Source organism: Streptomyces sp. NPDC053750 (genome assembly GCF_044544295.1).
GTDB lineage: Bacteria > Actinomycetota > Actinomycetes > Streptomycetales > Streptomycetaceae > Streptomyces.
This window is the reverse complement of record NZ_JBITXB010000006.1, coordinates 175743-191593: the sequence shown is the minus strand read 5'-3', so window position 1 is coordinate 191593 and position 15851 is coordinate 175743. Positions and strand designations below refer to the sequence as shown.

At 71.0% G+C, this 15851-nt stretch carries 15 protein-coding genes; 11 read left to right on the top strand and 4 right to left on the bottom strand.

What is annotated here, in order from left to right; all coding sequences use genetic code 11:
- Positions 1-38: 38 nt before the first annotated feature.
- Complete coding sequence (locus ACIGO6_RS19170; protein ID WP_399877458.1) at positions 39-761, bottom strand: M50 family metallopeptidase; 723 nt, start codon at positions 759-761, stop codon at positions 39-41.
- A gap of 49 nt (positions 762-810) precedes the next feature.
- On the opposite strand from ACIGO6_RS19170, the gene ACIGO6_RS19165 reads away from it, so the two are divergent.
- From ACIGO6_RS19165 to ACIGO6_RS19120, 10 genes are all read left to right on the top strand, one after another.
- A complete protein-coding gene (locus ACIGO6_RS19165; RefSeq protein WP_399877456.1) occupies positions 811-1626 on the top strand; it encodes an SOS response-associated peptidase in 816 nt (271 codons plus the stop codon).
- Positions 1627-1693: 67 nt separating this feature from the next.
- Positions 1694-2329: an alpha/beta family hydrolase gene (locus ACIGO6_RS19160; protein ID WP_399878178.1), complete on the top strand. Its 636-nt coding sequence runs from the start codon at positions 1694-1696 to the stop codon at positions 2327-2329.
- Between the two features lie 257 nt (positions 2330-2586).
- Positions 2587-3270, top strand: coding sequence for an RNA polymerase sigma factor SigR (gene sigR / locus ACIGO6_RS19155; RefSeq protein ID WP_399877454.1), 684 nt, complete (start codon positions 2587-2589; stop codon positions 3268-3270).
- Positions 3267-3578, top strand: coding sequence for a mycothiol system anti-sigma-R factor (gene rsrA / locus ACIGO6_RS19150; protein ID WP_386316574.1), 312 nt, complete (start codon positions 3267-3269; stop codon positions 3576-3578). Before sigR ends, rsrA begins: the two co-directional genes overlap by 4 nt.
- A 110-nt stretch (positions 3579-3688) precedes the next feature.
- Positions 3689-5023 carry an HD-GYP domain-containing protein gene (locus tag ACIGO6_RS19145; protein WP_399877452.1) on the top strand — a complete coding sequence of 445 codons (1335 nt, stop codon included), beginning with the start codon at positions 3689-3691 and terminating at the stop codon, positions 5021-5023.
- 244 nt (positions 5024-5267) lie between these two features.
- Positions 5268-6521, top strand: a complete 1254-nt coding sequence (locus ACIGO6_RS19140) for an HD-GYP domain-containing protein (RefSeq protein WP_399877449.1) — start codon at positions 5268-5270, stop codon at positions 6519-6521.
- A gap of 115 nt (positions 6522-6636) precedes the next feature.
- Positions 6637-7617: a tetratricopeptide repeat protein gene (locus ACIGO6_RS19135; RefSeq protein WP_399877446.1), complete on the top strand. Its 981-nt coding sequence runs from the start codon at positions 6637-6639 to the stop codon at positions 7615-7617.
- Positions 7618-7748: 131 nt separating this feature from the next.
- The gene (gene def / locus ACIGO6_RS19130; protein ID WP_399877443.1) at positions 7749-8399 is read left to right on the top strand and encodes a peptide deformylase; all 651 of its coding nucleotides are present in this window, start codon (positions 7749-7751) and stop codon (positions 8397-8399) included.
- Between the two features lie 282 nt (positions 8400-8681).
- Positions 8682-9773 (top strand): epi-isozizaene synthase, encoded by a 1092-nt coding sequence (cyc1, locus tag ACIGO6_RS19125; RefSeq protein WP_399878175.1) that lies wholly within the window; start codon positions 8682-8684, stop codon positions 9771-9773.
- Positions 9770-11146 (top strand): cytochrome P450, encoded by a 1377-nt coding sequence (locus ACIGO6_RS19120; RefSeq protein WP_399877440.1) that lies wholly within the window; start codon positions 9770-9772, stop codon positions 11144-11146. Before cyc1 ends, ACIGO6_RS19120 begins: the two co-directional genes overlap by 4 nt.
- A 3-nt stretch (positions 11147-11149) precedes the next feature.
- Here ACIGO6_RS19120 and ACIGO6_RS19115 read toward each other — a convergent pair whose 3' ends face one another.
- Complete coding sequence (locus ACIGO6_RS19115) at positions 11150-12118, bottom strand: GlxA family transcriptional regulator (protein ID WP_399877437.1); 969 nt, start codon at positions 12116-12118, stop codon at positions 11150-11152.
- Positions 12119-12210: 92 nt separating this feature from the next.
- Between ACIGO6_RS19115 and ACIGO6_RS19110 the strand changes: the two genes are divergently transcribed.
- Positions 12211-12456: a hypothetical protein gene (locus ACIGO6_RS19110; protein ID WP_399877435.1), complete on the top strand. Its 246-nt coding sequence runs from the start codon at positions 12211-12213 to the stop codon at positions 12454-12456.
- On the opposite strand, the gene ACIGO6_RS19105 is transcribed toward ACIGO6_RS19110, so the two are convergent.
- Positions 12369-13382 (bottom strand): ribonucleotide-diphosphate reductase subunit beta, encoded by a 1014-nt coding sequence (locus ACIGO6_RS19105; RefSeq protein WP_399877432.1) that lies wholly within the window; start codon positions 13380-13382, stop codon positions 12369-12371. The genes ACIGO6_RS19110 and ACIGO6_RS19105 overlap by 88 nt on opposite strands.
- A complete protein-coding gene (locus tag ACIGO6_RS19100) occupies positions 13382-15754 on the bottom strand; it encodes a ribonucleoside-diphosphate reductase subunit alpha (protein WP_399877430.1) in 2373 nt (790 codons plus the stop codon). The genes ACIGO6_RS19105 and ACIGO6_RS19100 overlap by 1 nt, the downstream gene beginning before the upstream one ends.
- Positions 15755-15851 lie beyond the last annotated feature (97 nt).

Here is a 15851-nt window from a genome sequence, read left to right as displayed (position 1 = left end):
AAACGGCGAAACCTGACTGAAAGTGGCCGCGCCCCGGTTCAGAGCCCCAGCAGCCAGCGTCCCCCGCCGACCAGCGAGCACAGCGACACCGCGTGGAAGAGGAAGAACCACACCCCCGCCGGTGCGTGGGTCAGCCGGGCCAGCTGGTCGGCGTCCGAGTCACCGGCGCCTCCCCGTGCCCGCTTGCTCTGCAGCTCGAACGCCGGGCGCACCCCGCCGAGCAGCAGGAACCACACCACCGCGTACGCGAAGGCCGCCTGCACCTGCGGCCCGGCCAGCCAGGACACCAGGACGAACGTGGCGCCGGTGAGTACCACCGTCAGCACGCCGTACGCGTTGCGGACCATCACCAGCAGGGCGGCGAGCAGCGCCGTCGCGAGCCACAGCAGCAGGGTGATCCGCCCGGAGGCCAGCAGGGCCGCGCCGCCGAGGCCGAGCAGCGGGGGAGCGGTGTAGCCGGAGACCGCGGTGAGGATCATCCCGAGGCCGTGCGGCTTGCCGCGGCTTACGGTCAGGCCGCTGGTGTCCGAGTGCAGGGTGATACCGGTCAGCGTGCGCCCGGTGAGCAGCGCCACGAGCCCGTGGCCGCCCTCGTGGGCGATGGTGATGGCGTTGCGCGCTATCCGCCACAGCCCGTGCGGCACGACCACGGCCAGCGCGGCGACCAGGGTCGCGATCACCACCCACAGGTCGGGGTCGGGCTGGGTGCCGGAGACCTCGTCCCACAGGGAGGCGAGCGAGGCCGATGCGAGGTGGTCCATGGTGGGGAAGGCTCCTCGTTTGCGCGCGGGGTCTGGCAGTGTGGCACGTATGTGCGGACGGTATGCGGCGAGTCGTCGACCCGAGGATCTCGCGGGAATCTTTGAGATCGAGAAGTGGGAGCCCAAGGAGACCTTGGAGCCCGACTACAACGTGGCCCCCACCAAGGAGGTCTACGCCGTCCTGGACCGTCCCCTGAAAGACGTCGAGGATCCGAAGCCGGTTCGCCAGCTGCGGAAGCTGAAGTGGGGGCTCGTCCCCTCCTGGTCCAAGACGCCCGAGGGCGGCGCCCGGATGATCAACGCCCGCGCGGAGACCGTCCACGAGAAGCCGTCCTTCCGTCGTGCCTTCGCCACCAGGCGCTGCATCCTGCCCGCCGACGGCTACTACGAGTGGGTCACCGGCAAGCAGGAGCGGGACCTGGAGGTCGAGGGGCGCAAGAAGCGGCCGCGCAAGCAGCCGTACTTCGTGACCCCGGCCGACGGATCCGTGTTCGCCATGGCGGGGCTGTACGAGTTCTGGCGGGACAGGACGCTGCCGGACGACCATCCGCAGGCCTGGTGGGTGACGTGCTCCGTGATCACCACGGAGGCGGAGGCCACGCCGCTCGCGGTCGCCCCGGCCGACGGACCGCACGCCCTGGCCGACATCCACCCGCGCATGCCCCTGATGCTGACGCCGGACCGGTGGGACGACTGGCTCGACCCGGCACGCACGGACCCCGACGAGCTGACCTCGCTGCTGGCGCCCCCGCCCGCCGGGCTGATGCGGGCCTTCCCGGTCGCCACGGCCGTGAGCAACGTCCGCAACAACGGTCCGGAGCTGCTCAAGGAGCTGGAGGCACCGGAAGAGGGCACACTCTTCTGACGTGACGGAATCAAACGTGACGGGCTCCGAGGTGACCGACTCCGGCGTGACGGATGCGACAACGGACGTGCCGGAGGTCGTCGGGACGGACGCGGGCCCCGCCCGTATCACCTGGCACCGCGCGAAGCGCCCCCGTCTCGTCCTCGCCGTGAGCCACGGCGCCGGCGGCGGCATCGAGGCGCGCGATCTGAAGGCCCTGGCGGCCGCGCTGCCCGCGCACGGCGTCAGCGTCGCCCTCGTCGAGCAGCCCTGGCGGGTGGCCGGCAAGAAACTGGCGCCCGCCCCGAAGACCCTGGACACCGGCTGGCGCGGAATCTGGCCCGCGCTGGAGGCGCCCGGCCTGCCGGTGATCTCCGGCGGCCGCAGCGCCGGTGCCCGCGTCGCCTGCCGCACCGCCACCGAGCTGGGCGCCCACGCCGTCCTCGCCCTGAGCTTCCCGCTGCACCCGCCGGGCAAGCCCGAGAAGTCCCGTGCCGACGAGCTGCTCGGCGCCGGCGTGCCCACCCTCGTCGTACAGGGCGGCAACGACCCGTTCGGCAGGCCGCAGGAGTTCCCCGAAGCCCCGAGGGGGACGTACGACCTGATCGAGGTGCCGTACGGCGACCACGGCTTCGCCGTGCCCAAGCGGGCGGAGATCACCCAGGAACAGGCCCTGGAACTGATCACCGAGGGGGTCGCGAAGTGGGTCGGCTCACTCGGGTGAGCGTCCGGGAATGACCGGCGGGCGACCACTGTTGTGGCGGACATACGTTGCTGGGAAACAGCACCGACGCCGTAGGAGAGGAAGTCCGCCGCATGGGTGCAGCCTTCTGCCCGAGCCGCAGCAGCCGGTCCGACTTGGACTGGACGGTGCTGCACGCGGCGAAGACCGCCCCTATTCGGGCGGCGGGCGGACCGGATCGTCGTCTATCCTCCGATTCGAGTGGGGCCGGTCTCGGTCTCGCGACGTCACTGGAGGAGGTGGGTCCGGTCACTGGGACCGACGCAGGGACCGAACACGGCCAGGCGGAGCAGCCCGAGGGCCGGGGCACGGGCGTGGAGTCGAACGCGGAGCGCAGCGCGCGCTTCGAGCGGGACGCGCTCGAGTTCCTCGACCAGATGTACTCGGCGGCGCTGCGCATGACACGTAATCCGGCCGACGCCGAGGACCTGGTGCAGGAGACCTACGCCAAGGCGTACGCGTCCTTCCACCAGTTCCGCGAGGGCACCAACCTCAAGGCCTGGCTGTACCGCATCCTCACCAACACCTTCATCAACTCGTACCGCAAGAAGCAGCGCGAACCTCAGCGCAGTGCGGCCGAGGAGATCGAGGACTGGCAGCTCGCGCGCGCCGAGTCGCACATGTCGACGGGTCTGCGCTCCGCGGAGTCGCAGGCGCTCGACCACCTGCCCGACTCGGACGTGAAGCAGGCGCTCCAGGCGATCCCCGAGGAATTCCGTATCGCCGTGTACCTGGCGGACGTCGAGGGCTTTGCCTACAAGGAGATCGCCGACATCATGGGGACACCCATCGGTACGGTGATGTCCCGGCTGCACCGTGGACGCCGTCAGCTGCGCGGCATGCTGGAGGACTACGCCCGCGACCGCGGTCTGGTCCCGGCCGGCGCCGGAGAGTCGAACGAAGCGAAAGGCTCGGGGTCATGAGCTGCGGAGAGCCGCACGAGACGGATTGCAGCGAAATCCTCGATCATCTCTACGAGTTCCTCGACAAAGAGATGCCGGACTCGGACTGCGTGAAGTTCGAGCACCACTTCGAGGAGTGCTCGCCCTGCCTGGAGAAGTACGGGCTGGAGCAGGCCGTGAAGAAGCTGGTCAAGCGGTGCTGCGGACAGGACGACGTGCCGGGTGACCTGCGGTCCAAGGTCATGGGCCGGATCGACCTGATCCGCTCCGGGCAGTCCGTGCCCGAGCACGACGTCACGGCCGCGCCGCCGACTCCTCAGGAGTCCTGACCGCGCACGTCACGTCACTCGTACGTGCTAATCCGCGGGCTGTCCGCCCGCGTCCCCCAGCCGCCGCCCTAGGCTCCGGAGCCTGACAGGCATGGCCGGGGGAGGGGCACATGGACGCGGAACCGGCGCGGGTGCGTGCGTACGTCACCGGTGTCGCCCTGGCCGCCCTGGTCTGCCTGCTCCCGCTGTCCGCGGCACACATCCCCTGGTACACCCCCTGGTGGGCCGTGCTGCTGCTCGCCGGGTTGTACGCGGGGTGCGAGCAGGTCGCCCGGTCCCGTTCCGTGGGGACCTGCTACCCCGTACTGCTCGCCGGGGCCTTCCTGTTGCCGCCGTCCGCCGCCGCGCTCGTGGCGCTGCCCGGGGCCCTGCTGTTCCCGGCGGCCCGGCCCTTCGGCCTGCGGCGCGTCTGGCGGGCCGCGCAGCTGACGCTCGCCGTGTGGGCCGCCGCCCGGGTGCACGGGGTGCTCGGCGGGCGGGACGCGGTCGTCGCGGCCGACTTCCCCTACGCGCTGGTGCCGGCCGGGGCCGGGGTACTCGCGTTCTGCCTGGTCCTGACCCTGCTGGACGGTGGCGTCCTGGCGCTCGCCGACCGGGGGCCGGCGGGCCGGGCCTGGCGGGGGCTGTTCTCCCGGTCGCTCGCGCCGATCGCCGTGCACGGGCTCGCCGGGCTGATGATGGCCGTCCTGTGGTGCAGCCCGTACGGTCCCGTCGCCGCGCTGCTCGTGCTGCTGCCGATGTGCGTGGCGTGGTGGGCGTTCGCCCAGTACCACCGGGAGCGGGCCGCGCACCAGGCAACCATCCGTGCGCTCGTGCAGGCCGTCGACATCAAGGACGGGTACACGCGCGGGCACAGTGAACGGGTCGGGCAGGCCTCGATGATGATCGCCCGCGAACTGGGCATGGACGACGAACGCATCGAGACACTCCGCTTCGCCGGGATCCTGCACGACGTGGGCAAGCTGGGCGTGCCCACCCGGCTGCTGCGCAAGGACGGGCCGCTGACGCCCGGGGAGCGCCGGGTGATCGAGCTGCACCCCGAGTACGGGCACGAGATGGTGCGGGGCATCCGCTTCCTGGGCGAGGCCCGGGCCGCCGTCCTCCACCACCACGAACGCCTGGACGGCAGCGGCTACCCCTACGGGCTGGCCGGCGACCGGATCCCGGAATCGGCCCGGGTGGTGGCCGTCGCCGACGCCTTCGACGCGATGACGTCCACGCGCTGCTACAGCAGGGCCCGACCCGTGGCTGCGGCCGTAGCGGAGCTCGAGCGGTGCGCCGGGGTTCAGTTCGACCCACGCATGGTGGGGGCGCTGGTGCGCGCCCTGGGACGCCACGGCTGGCGCCCGGCGGTGACGGCGGACGGCACACCGTCCGCCCCCGCCAGGGTGAGCGCGGGCCGACGCGAGGAGACGCGGGACAGCGCCGGCCGGGGGACGCCGTGATGGGCGCGGGGGCCGTCGCGGGGTCGCCCCTGGGCCTGGGCGGTGAGGGCGCCCTCGATGCCCCCTCGGACCGGCCGTCGGGGACGGTTCGGCGGGTGGGTGCCGGCCGTGGGGGCTTGTCTTCGAGGACAGGGCCCCGGGGGCGGTGCGGGTGGGTGGCCCGGTCGTGTGTGGGGGCCGGTCGCCGTGTGCTCTCCGTGCCGGGTGGGCGGGGAGCGTGGGATCGCCTCGGCGGGAGGCTGCCATGACGTCGTCGTGGTTCCGGCCCCCCGTGGTCCTGGGGCTCGTCCCCGCCTGCGCCGGGCTCCTCGCGCTCGGCTGCGTCGCCTCCGTGCTGTGGTCGGGGACGACGGAGCGGCCCGTCGCGCTGGCCTTCGGCGTCCTTGTCACCCTCGGTGAGCTCACCCGGCGGGCCGGGGCCGAGAGCCGCGAGACCGCGCCGCTGGGGGCCGCCGGGGCGCTGGCCTACGCGCTGCTCGACAACGTCGCCGGGCGGCCCGTGCACCACGGCGTCGCCCAGACCGTCACCGTCGTGCTCGCCGCCTCGCTGCTCGGCAGCGTGCCGTACATCGCGCGCGGCCGCGGGCCCGTGCTGGACCATCTGACGCGGCGCGTGCTCACCGTCGCCTTCGCGGCCGTGTGCTTCCGGCCGCTCGCCAACCAGGGCGTCTTCCAGGACTGGAGCGGCCCCGCACACGCGCTGCTGCTGATCGCGCTGCTCGCCCTCACCACGCTGTGCGACGCCGTACTAGCCGCGGCCCCCGTGCACGCGCGCACCGGGTGGCCCTTCGGCCCGCTGCTGCGCGAAGAGCTGCGCGGCATGGTCGGCATCACGTCCGCGGTGTGCGCGACCGGGGCGGTGATGGCCCTCGCGGTGGCCGTCGCGGGACTGTGGGCGCTCCCCGTCTTCTGCGTCCCGCTGCTGCTCACGCAGCTGTCCTACCGCCGGTACGCGGCCGTCCGGGCCACCTACCGGCAGACCATCGCCTCCCTGGCCCGGGCCACCGAGATCGCCGGGTACACCCCGGCCGGGCACGCCCGCCGCGTCGCCGAGCTCAGCGGGGCCGTCGGTCGGGACCTGGGACTGTCCGGAGCCGAGCTGACCGTCCTGGAGTACGCGGCCCTCATGCACGACATCGGGCAGCTGAGCCTGGTCGACCCCGTCCCGGCGGGCGCCACCGCCGGTCTGCCGGTCACCGAACAGCGGCGGATCGCGCTGCTCGGCGGCGCCGTCGTCCGTCAGACGGGAGTCGACGCGGCGGTCGCGGTGGTGGTGGAGCGACAGGCCGACCCCTGCCGCGAGCAGCCGGTTGCCGCGCGGATCATACGGGCCGTGAACGCCTACGAGGAGAAGGCCCGGGACGCGGGGCCGGGAGGCGGCCTCACGGCACTGGAGGAGCTGCGCCTGGCCACCGCGGGCGACTACGCTCCCGACGTCGTGGAAGCACTGGCCCGAGTGCTGTCCCGAGGCAGTCATACCGCGTCCCCGGGTGGGTAACCCATGGGTAATGAGCGCCCTTGTGGCCGTACGTGGTTGGATGCGAAGGAGAAGGGTGTCCGGGGGCGCGGGAAGGCACAGCCAGCCCACTGAACGGAACTGGCAGGCGGGAATCGTGAGGATCTTCGGCAAGGGACGGCACCGGCCCTCCGCCTCCTGGCGGCAGGCCACCGACCGCGCGTTCACGCTGATCGGCGACGGTCGTTACGAGGACGCGGGCGCGTTGCTGACGCGCGCCGCCGACCTGGAACCCTGGCTGTCGGAGTCGTGGTTCAACCTCGCCCTGCTGCACAAGTTCCGGCACGACTGGGAGCAGGCCAGAGCGGCGGGCCTGAGGGCCGTGGCGCTGCTCGACCGGGACAGCGGCGCGCCCGACTGGTGGAACGTCGGCATCGCCGCGACCGCCCTCCAGGACTGGCCGCTGGCCCGCCGCGCGTGGCAGGCCTACGGACTGCGCACCCCCGGGGCCGCGACGGACGCCGGCGAGCCCCTCGGCATGGACCTCGGCAGCGCGGCCGTACGGCTGTCCCCGGAGGGCGAGGCCGAGGTCGTGTGGGGGCGGCGGCTGGACCCCGCCCGCATCGAGGTGCTGTCCATCCCGCTGCCGTCCTCGGGCCGGCGCTGGGGCGAGGTCGTCCTGCACGACGGAGTGCCGCACGGGGAGCGCACGACCGCCGCCGGGCACGCCTACCCCGTCTTCGACGAGATCGAGCTGTGGGCGCCGTCGCCCGTGCCCACCTGGGTGGTCCTCCTGGAGGCCGCCACCGAGTCCGACCGGGACGCGCTGGAGCAGCTCGCCGCCGACGCCGGGTTCGCCGCCGAGGACTGGTCCTCCTCCGTCCGGCTGCTGTGCCGGATGTGCTCGGAGTCCCGGATGCCGTCCGACGAGGGCGACGGCGAGCACCTCGACCCGCACGACCACAGCGAGCCGGGGCACCCGGGACCCCTCGGCCACCGGACCGACGGGCAGCTGTGGGTGCCGGAGCGGGAGTGCGGGGTGGCTGCGCCGGCCGCGCTGGTGAGGGGGCTGCTGGACGGGTGGGTCGCGGACAGTCCGGATTCGCGGGACTGGCGGGATCTGGAAGAGGTCTGCTGAGCGGCCCCGTAGTCTTTACCAGGACTCCGCAGACCAGGACTCCGCAGCACCAGGACTCCGCAGCACCAGGACTCTGCAGCAGTCACCATCAGCATCACCCCTTAGTTGTTCGAGGAAGGCGTACGTCGGTCATGGCCCAGCAGGACACCGATCAGCAGCACGCGGGCGTGCTCCCCGTGGACGACGAGGGGTTCGTCGTCGACACCGAGGACTGCGAGGAGCGCGAGACTGCCTGGCGTGAGCGCGGCACCTCGCGCCCGATCACGGTGGTCGGCAACCCGGTGCTGCACAAGGAGTGCGAGGACGTCACCGACTTCGGCGAGGAGTTCCAGCAGCTGGTCGCGGACATGTTCGCCAGCCAGCGCACCGCCGAGGGCGTGGGCCTGGCCGCCAACCAGATCGGCGTCGCCAAGAAGGTCTTCGTCTACGACTGCCCCGACGACGAGGGCGTCCGCCACGTCGGCGTGGTCTGCAACCCCAGGCTCGTCGAACTGCCCGCCGACCGGCGCCGCCTGGACGACAGCAACGAGGGCTGCCTGTCCGTCCCGACTGCCTACGCGCCGCTCGCCCGCCCCGACTACGCCGAGGTGACCGGGCAGGACGAGCAGGGCAACCCCATCAAGGTGCGCGGCACCGGCTACTTCGCACGGTGTTTGCAGCACGAGACCGACCACCTGTACGGGTACCTCTACATCGACCGGCTCTCCAAGCGTGAACGCAAGGACGCGCTGCGGCAGATGGCCGAGAACGAGCCGCGCTACCCCGTGGTCGCGAACGACTGACGCCGCATCAGCGGCCCCTCCCATCTCCCGCATCTCCTGTGCGCACGGCGCCCGTTCGGGTCTCATCCTGAGCGGGCGCCGTTCGTCTGCCGTCTGCCGTCTGCCGTCTGCTGGGAACCTGCCACACAACAGGAGGATTCCGGCACAGGGGGTAGTGAATGAAGCAAATCCGTTCCCAGAACGGTCAGTTGTGGTGCTGAATAGGAAGCGCGGGGATACGCAACGGCGCACGCCCCGCTCAGCGAGAGGGGTGCGCCATCGGCGGCTGAGAGGGGTTTGTTCGTGCATGCTTTCTCACACGGCACCACAGCGACACCGACCGCGATCGCGGTACCTTCATCGCTCCGTCTCCCGGTGATCGAGGCGGTTTTTCCCCGGCAACTGCACCCGTATTGGCCGAAGCTACAGAGGAAGACACGCGCGTGGCTGCTGGAAAAACGGCTCATGCCGGCGGACAAGGTCGAGGAATATGCCGACGGCCTGTGCTACACGGACCTCATGGCGGGCTACTACCTGGGCGCCCCCGACGAGGTCATGCAGGCGATAGCGGACTACAGCGCGTGGTTCTTCGTCTGGGACGACCGGCACGACCGGGACATCGTCCACGGCCGCCCCGTCGCCTGGCGACGGCTGCGGGACCGGCTGCACATGGCACTCGACTCCCCCGAAGACCATCTGCACCACGAGGACACGCTGGTCGCCGGGTTCGCCGACACCGTGCGCCGGCTGTACGCCTTCCTGCCGGCGCCGGCGACGTGGAACGCCCGGTTCGCCCGGCACTTCCACGCCGTGATCGAGGCGTACGACCGTGAATTCCACAACCGCACCCGCGGTATCGTGCCCGGCGTCGAGGAGTATCTCGAGCTGCGCCGGCTCACCTTCGCGCACTGGATCTGGACCGACCTGCTGGAGCCGAGCTCGGGCTGCGAGCTTCCGGACGCCGTCAGGAAACACCCGGCATATCGTCGCCCGGCGCTGCTGAGCCAGGAATTCGCGGCCTGGTACAACGACCTCTGCTCGCTGCCGAAGGAAATAGCGGGGGATGAGGTCCATAATCTCGGCATCAGTCTCATAACTCATCACGGGCTGACTCTGGAAGAAGCCATAGGAGAAGTCCGGCGGCGCGTCGAGGAATGCATTACCGAATTCCTCGCCGCGGAACAGGACGCGTTGCGGTTCGCCGACGGTCTCGCCGACGGAACCGTACGCGGAAAAGAACTCAGCGGCGCCGTGCGGGCCAACGTCGGCAATATGCGGAACTGGTTCAGTTCCGTCTACTGGTTCCACCACGAGTCCGGCCGTTACATGGTCGACAGCTGGGACGACCGGTCCACGCCCCCGTACGTCAACAACGAAGCGGCAGGTGAGAAATGACCGTCGAGTCCGTCAACCCCGAGACCCGTCCCGAAGCGCCGCCCGAGCTGCGCGAGCCGCCCGTCGCGGGTGGTGGCGTCCCTCTTCTCGGCCACGGCTGGAAGCTGGCCCGCGACCCGCTGGCGTACATGTCCCAGCTGCGCGACCACGGTGACATCGTTCGCATCAAGCTCGGCCCGAAGACCGTCTACGCGGTCACCGCGCCGGAGCTCACCGGCGCCCTGGCGCTGAGTCCCGACTACCACATAGCCGGCCCGCTCTGGGAGTCGCTGGAGGGCCTGCTCGGCAAGGAGGGCGTGGCGACCGCCAACGGTCCGCTGCACCGGCGTCAGCGGCGCACCATCCAGCCCGCCTTCAGGCTCGACGCCATCCCGGCCTACGGGCCCATCATGGAGGAGGAGGCGCACGCGCTCACCGAGCGCTGGCGGCCGGGCCGGACCGTCGACGCCACCTCCGAGTCCTTCCGCGTCGCCGTGCGCGTCGCGGCCCGCTGCCTGCTGCGCGGCCAGTACATGGACGAGCGGGCCGAGCGGCTGTGCGTCGCGCTCGCCACCGTCTTCCGGGGCATGTACCGGCGGATGGTGGTCCCGCTGGGACCCCTCTACCGGCTGCCGCTGCCGGCCAACCGGAAATTCAACAACGCCCTGGCCGATTTGCATCTCCTGGTCGACGAGATCATCGCCGAGCGTCGCGCATCTGGTCAAAAGCCGGACGATTTGCTGACGGCATTGCTGGAGGCGAAGGACGACAATGGCGACCCGATCGGGGAGCAGGAGATCCACGACCAGGTCGTCGCGATACTCACCCCCGGCAGTGAAACCATCGCATCCACGATCATGTGGTTGCTCCAGGCACTTGCCGAACACCCGGTACATGCCGACCGCATACGCGACGAAGTCGAAGCGGTCACCGGCGGGCGTCCCGTGGTATTCGAGGACGTCCGCAGTCTCACCCACACCGGCAATGTCATCCTGGAGGCCATGCGTTTGCGTCCGGCCGTATGGGTATTGACGCGGCGCGCGGTGGTCGAGACCGAACTCGGTGGCTATCGCATTCCAGCCGGTTCGGACATCATCTACAGTCCGTACGCAATCCAGCGCGATCCGAAGTCGTACGCCGACAACCTGGAGTTCGACCCGGACCGTTGGATTCCGGAACGTGCCGGGGATGTGCCGAAATACGCCATGAAGCCGTTCAGCGTGGGCAATCGCAAGTGCCCCAGCGACCACTTCTCGATGGCCCAGCTGACGCTGATCACGGCGGCGCTCGCCACGAAGTACCGCTTCGAGCAGGTGGCCGGTTCGAACGACGCGGTCCGCGTGGGTATCACCCTCCGTCCGCACGACCTGCTGGTCAGGCCGGTGGCGAGGTGACGCTCAGGCGGCCGCCTCGGGTCCCCTGAAGGTGCGCCGGTAGGCGTGCGGCGTGGTCCCCAGGGCCCTGACGAACTGGTGCCTGAGGGCCGCCGCCGTACCGAAGCCGGTGCGCCAGGCGATCGCGTCCATCGTCTCGTCCGTCGCCTCCAGCAGCCGCTGGGCCAGCAGCACACGCTGGCGCAGGATCCAGCGGTAGGGAGTCGTACCCGTCTCCTGCTGGAAGCGGCGGGCGAACGTGCGCGGGGACATGTGCGCCCGGGCCGCGAGCTGGTCGACGGTGACCTCCTCGTCGAGGTGCTCCTGCATCCAGGCCAGCACCTCGCCGACGGTGTCGCAGGAGGATCGCGGCAGCGGACGTTCGATGTACTGCGCCTGCCCGCCGTCCCGGTGCGGCGGTACGACCATGCGCCGGGCGATCTTGTTGGCGACCTCCGGCCCCTGCTCCTTGCGGACGATGTGCAGACAGGCGTCGATGCCGGCGGCGGTGCCGGCACTGGTGATCACCGGGTCCTCGTCCACGTAGAGCACGTCGGGCGAGACGGCCACCCGCGGATACTGCCGGGCCAGCTCGGCCGCGTGGTGCCAGTGCACCGCGCACCGCCGCCCGTCCAGCAGCCCCGCGGCGCCCAGCACGAAGACCCCGGAGCACACGCTCAGCACCCGCGCGCCCCGGTCCACCGCCCGCCGCAGGGCGTCCAGCAGCTCGGGCGGGTACTCCCGGCGGACGTAGTCGCTGCCCGCCGGCACGGCGATCAGGTCGGCCTCCTCCAGCCGGTCCAGCCCGTACGGCGTGGAGACGGTCAGCCCGCCGACATGGGTGCTCAGCGAGGGGCCCTCCGCCGACACCACCGCGAAGTCGTACCCCGGCAGGCCCTCGTCGCTCCGGTCGATGCCGAAGACCTCGCAGATCACACCGAGTTCGAAGGGATGCGCACCGTCCAGCAGGACGGCGGCCACGTTCTGCAGCATGCCGCCAGTGTGCCTCGGAAGTGGCAGGAAATCGAGGTCCCACGGCAGTCCTGCCACTCCCGGTCAGGAGTGTCCGGCGCGACAGTGGTGTCATGACCGGAAACCAGATCGAAGCCCTGATCGGAATGCTCGTGACCTTCGGACTCCTCGTCCTCATGGTCCTCCCCTCGGTGATCGGCATCGTGCGCGACAGGCGCATCGACCGTCAGCTCAGGGAGGCCCAGGAGGACGTCCGGGAGGGAGAGGAGACTCAGAAGTCCTCGTCCAGGTCGACGGTGCCCTCCACCGCCACCTGGTACGCCGAGGGACGCCGCTCGAAGAAGTTGGTCAACTCCTGAACGCCCTGCAGCTCCATGAAGGAGAAGGGGTTCTCGGAGCCGTACACCGGGGCGAAACCGAGGCGCGTCAGGCGCTGGTCGGCGACGCACTCGAGGTACTGCCGCATCGAGTCGGTGTTCATGCCCGGGAGGCCGTCACCGCACAGGTCGCGCGCGAACTGCAGCTCGGCCTCGACGGCCTCCCGCAGCATGTCGGTGACCTGCTGCCGCAGCGCGTCGTCGAAGAGGTCCGGCTCCTCCTTGCGGACGGTGTCGACCACGTCGAAGGCGAAGGACATGTGCATGGTCTCGTCCCGGAACACCCAGTTGGTGCCGGTGGCCAGGCCGTGCAGCAGGCCCCGGCTGCGGAACCAGTAGACGTAGGCGAAGGCGCCGTAGAAGAAGAGGCCCTCGATGCACGCGGCGAAGCAGATGAGGTTGAGCAGGAAGCGGCGGCGGTCGGCCTGGGTCTCCAGGCGGTCGATCGACTCGACCGAGTCCATCCACTTGAAGCAGAACTCGGCCTTCTCGCGGATGGAGGGGATGTTCTCCACGGCGGCGAAGGCCGCGGCGCGGTCCTCCGGGTCGGGCAGGTAGGTGTCCAGCAGCGTCAGATAGAACTGGACGTGGACGGCCTCCTCGAACAGCTGCCGCGACAGGTACAGCCGTGCCTCGGGGGAGTTGATGTGCTTGTAGAGGGTGAGCACCAGGTTGTTCGCCACGATCGAGTCACCGGTGGCGAAGAAGGCCACCAGCCGGCCGATCAGGTGCTGCTCCTCGGGGCTGAGCTTCGCGAGGTCGGCGACGTCCGAGTGGAGGTCGACCTCCTCGACGTGCCAGGTGTTCTTGATGGCGTCCCGGTAGCGCTCGTAGAAGTCCGGGTAGCGCATGGGGCGCAGGGTCAGTTCGAAGCCCGGGTCGAGCAGGTTCTTGGTGGTGTCGTTCATTACTGGCAGGCCTCGCAGGACTCGGGGTTTTCCAGGGAGCAGGCGACCGCTTCGGGGTCGGGGGTCTGCTGCACGGGGGCGGTGGCCCGGGCGGCGGCGCGGGCGATGCGGGTCGCCGGGCGGGAGCGCAGGTAGTACGTGGTCTTCAGGCCCTGCTTCCAGGCGTACGCGTACATCGAGGAGAGCTTCCCGATGGTCGGCGTCTCCAGGAACAGGTTCAGCGACTGGGCCTGGTCGAGGTACGGGGTGCGGGCGGCGGCCATGTCGATCAGGCCGCGCTGGGGGATCTCCCAGGCGGTGCGGTACAGCGCGCGCACGTCCTCGGGAATCCAGGTGAAGCCCTGCACCGAGCCGTTCGCCTCGCGCAGCGCCTCACGGGTGCGCGCGTCCCACACGCCGAGCCGCTTGAGGTCGTCCACCAGGTACGAGTTGACCTGGAGGAACTCGCCGGACAGGGTCTCGCGCTTGAACAGGTTGGACACCTGCGGCTCGATGCACTCGTAGACGCCGGCGATGGAGGCGATGGTGGCGGTCGGCGCGATGGCGAGGAGCAGGGAGTTGCGCAGCCCGGTCGTGGCCATGCGCTCGCGCAGCGCCGCCCAGCGCTCCGGCCAGGCCTGCTCGACGCCGTAGTGGTCCGGGTGCAGCACGCCCCGGGCGGTGCGGGTCTTGTCCCAGGCCGGCAACGGGCCGTTGCGCTCGGCGAGGTCGGCGGAGGTCTCGTACGCGGCGAGCATGATCCGCTCGGCGATACGGGTGGAGAGGGTGCGCGCCTCGGGGGAGTCGAAGGGCAGCCGCAGCTGGAAGAAGACGTCCTGGAGGCCCATCGCGCCGAGGCCGACCGGGCGCCAGCGGGCGTTGGAGCGGCCCGCCTGCTCGGTCGGGTAGAAGTTGATGTCGACGACCCGGTCGAGGAAGGTGACGGCGGTGCGGACGGTGGCGTCCAGCCGCTCCCAGTCGATGTCGCCCTCGGCCACGTCGACGAACGCGCCCAGGTTCACCGAGCCCAGGTTGCAGACGGCCGTCTCGCCGTCGTCGGTGACCTCCAGGATCTCCGTGCAGAGGTTGGAGGAGTGGATGACGTGACCGGGCTCGGCGGTCTGGTTGGCGGTGCGGTTGGCGGTGTCCTTGAAGGTCATCCAGCCGTTGCCGGTCTGGGCGAGGGTGCGCATCATGCGGCCGTACAGCTCCCTGGCGGGAAGCGTCCTACGGGCCAGGCCCGCGGCCTCGGCCTTGCGGTAGGCGGCGTCGAACTCCTCGCCGTACAGGTCGACCAGCTCGGGCACGTCCGAGGGCGAGAACAGCGACCACTGCCCGTCGGCGTCCACCCGGCGCATGAACTCGTCCGGCACCCAGTGCGCGAGGTTCAGGTTGTGCGTGCGGCGGGCGTCCTCGCCGGTGTTGTCGCGGAGCTCCAGGAACTCCTCGATGTCCGCGTGCCAGGTCTCCAGGTAGACCGCCGCCGCGCCCTTGCGCCGGCCGCCCTGGTTCACCGCGGCGACCGAGGCGTCCAGCGTCTTGAGGAACGGGACGATGCCGTTGGAGTGCCCGTTGGTGCCGCGGATCAGCGAACCGCGGGCGCGGACGCGGGAGTAGGCGATGCCGATGCCGCCCGCGTGCTTGGAGAGGTTGGCGACCTGGTGGTAGCGGTCGTAGAGGGAGTCCAGCTCGTCCTTGGGGGAGTCCAGGAGGTAGCAGGACGACATCTGGGCGTGCCGGGTGCCGGAGTTGAAGAGGGTGGGGGAGGAGGGCAGGTAGTCGAGGCGGCTCATCAGGCCGTAGAGCGCGGCGACTTCCTCCGCCGAGCGGGCGGTGTCGTCCTCGGCGAGCCCGGCGGCCACCCGCAGCATGAAGTGCTGGGGCGTCTCGACGACCTTGCGGGTGATCGGGTGCCGCAGCAGGTACCGGCTGTGCACCGTGCGCAGGCCGAAGTAGCCGAAGCGGTCGTCGGCGGACGGGTCGATCAGCGCGTCCAGACGGTCCGCGTGCAGCCGTACGAACGCGGCGGTGCGGTCGGCGATCAGACCCTCGCGGTGGCCGGTGGCGACGGACTCGGTGAAGGTCGTGACGCCCTGGGAGGCGGCCTCGGCGCGGATGCCGGTGGTCAGCAGCCGGGCGGCCAGCCGGGAGTACGCGGGGTCCTCCGCGATCAGGCCGGCCGCGGCCTCCGTGGCCAGCTCCCGCAGCTCCGTCTCGTCGGCGTGCGCGGACCGGCCGCGCAGTGCGGCGGCGGCGACCCGGCCGGGGTCGGCGCCGGGGAGGTCGGCGGTCAGCCCGGTCAGCGTCCGCAGCAGGGCGGCACCGGGACCGTCGGGTTCCTCGGTCGCCGTCGCCGGGGTCGCTGAAGCCGGATCGGCTGGCGCGATGGTCACGTGGGGCACTCCCTCGCTCGGCACGGGGCCTGGCGGAGGGCAGGGGGCAGCTCACGAGCGCACGCGGCGTCGCGTCCACCGGCCCACTCCACGAGGC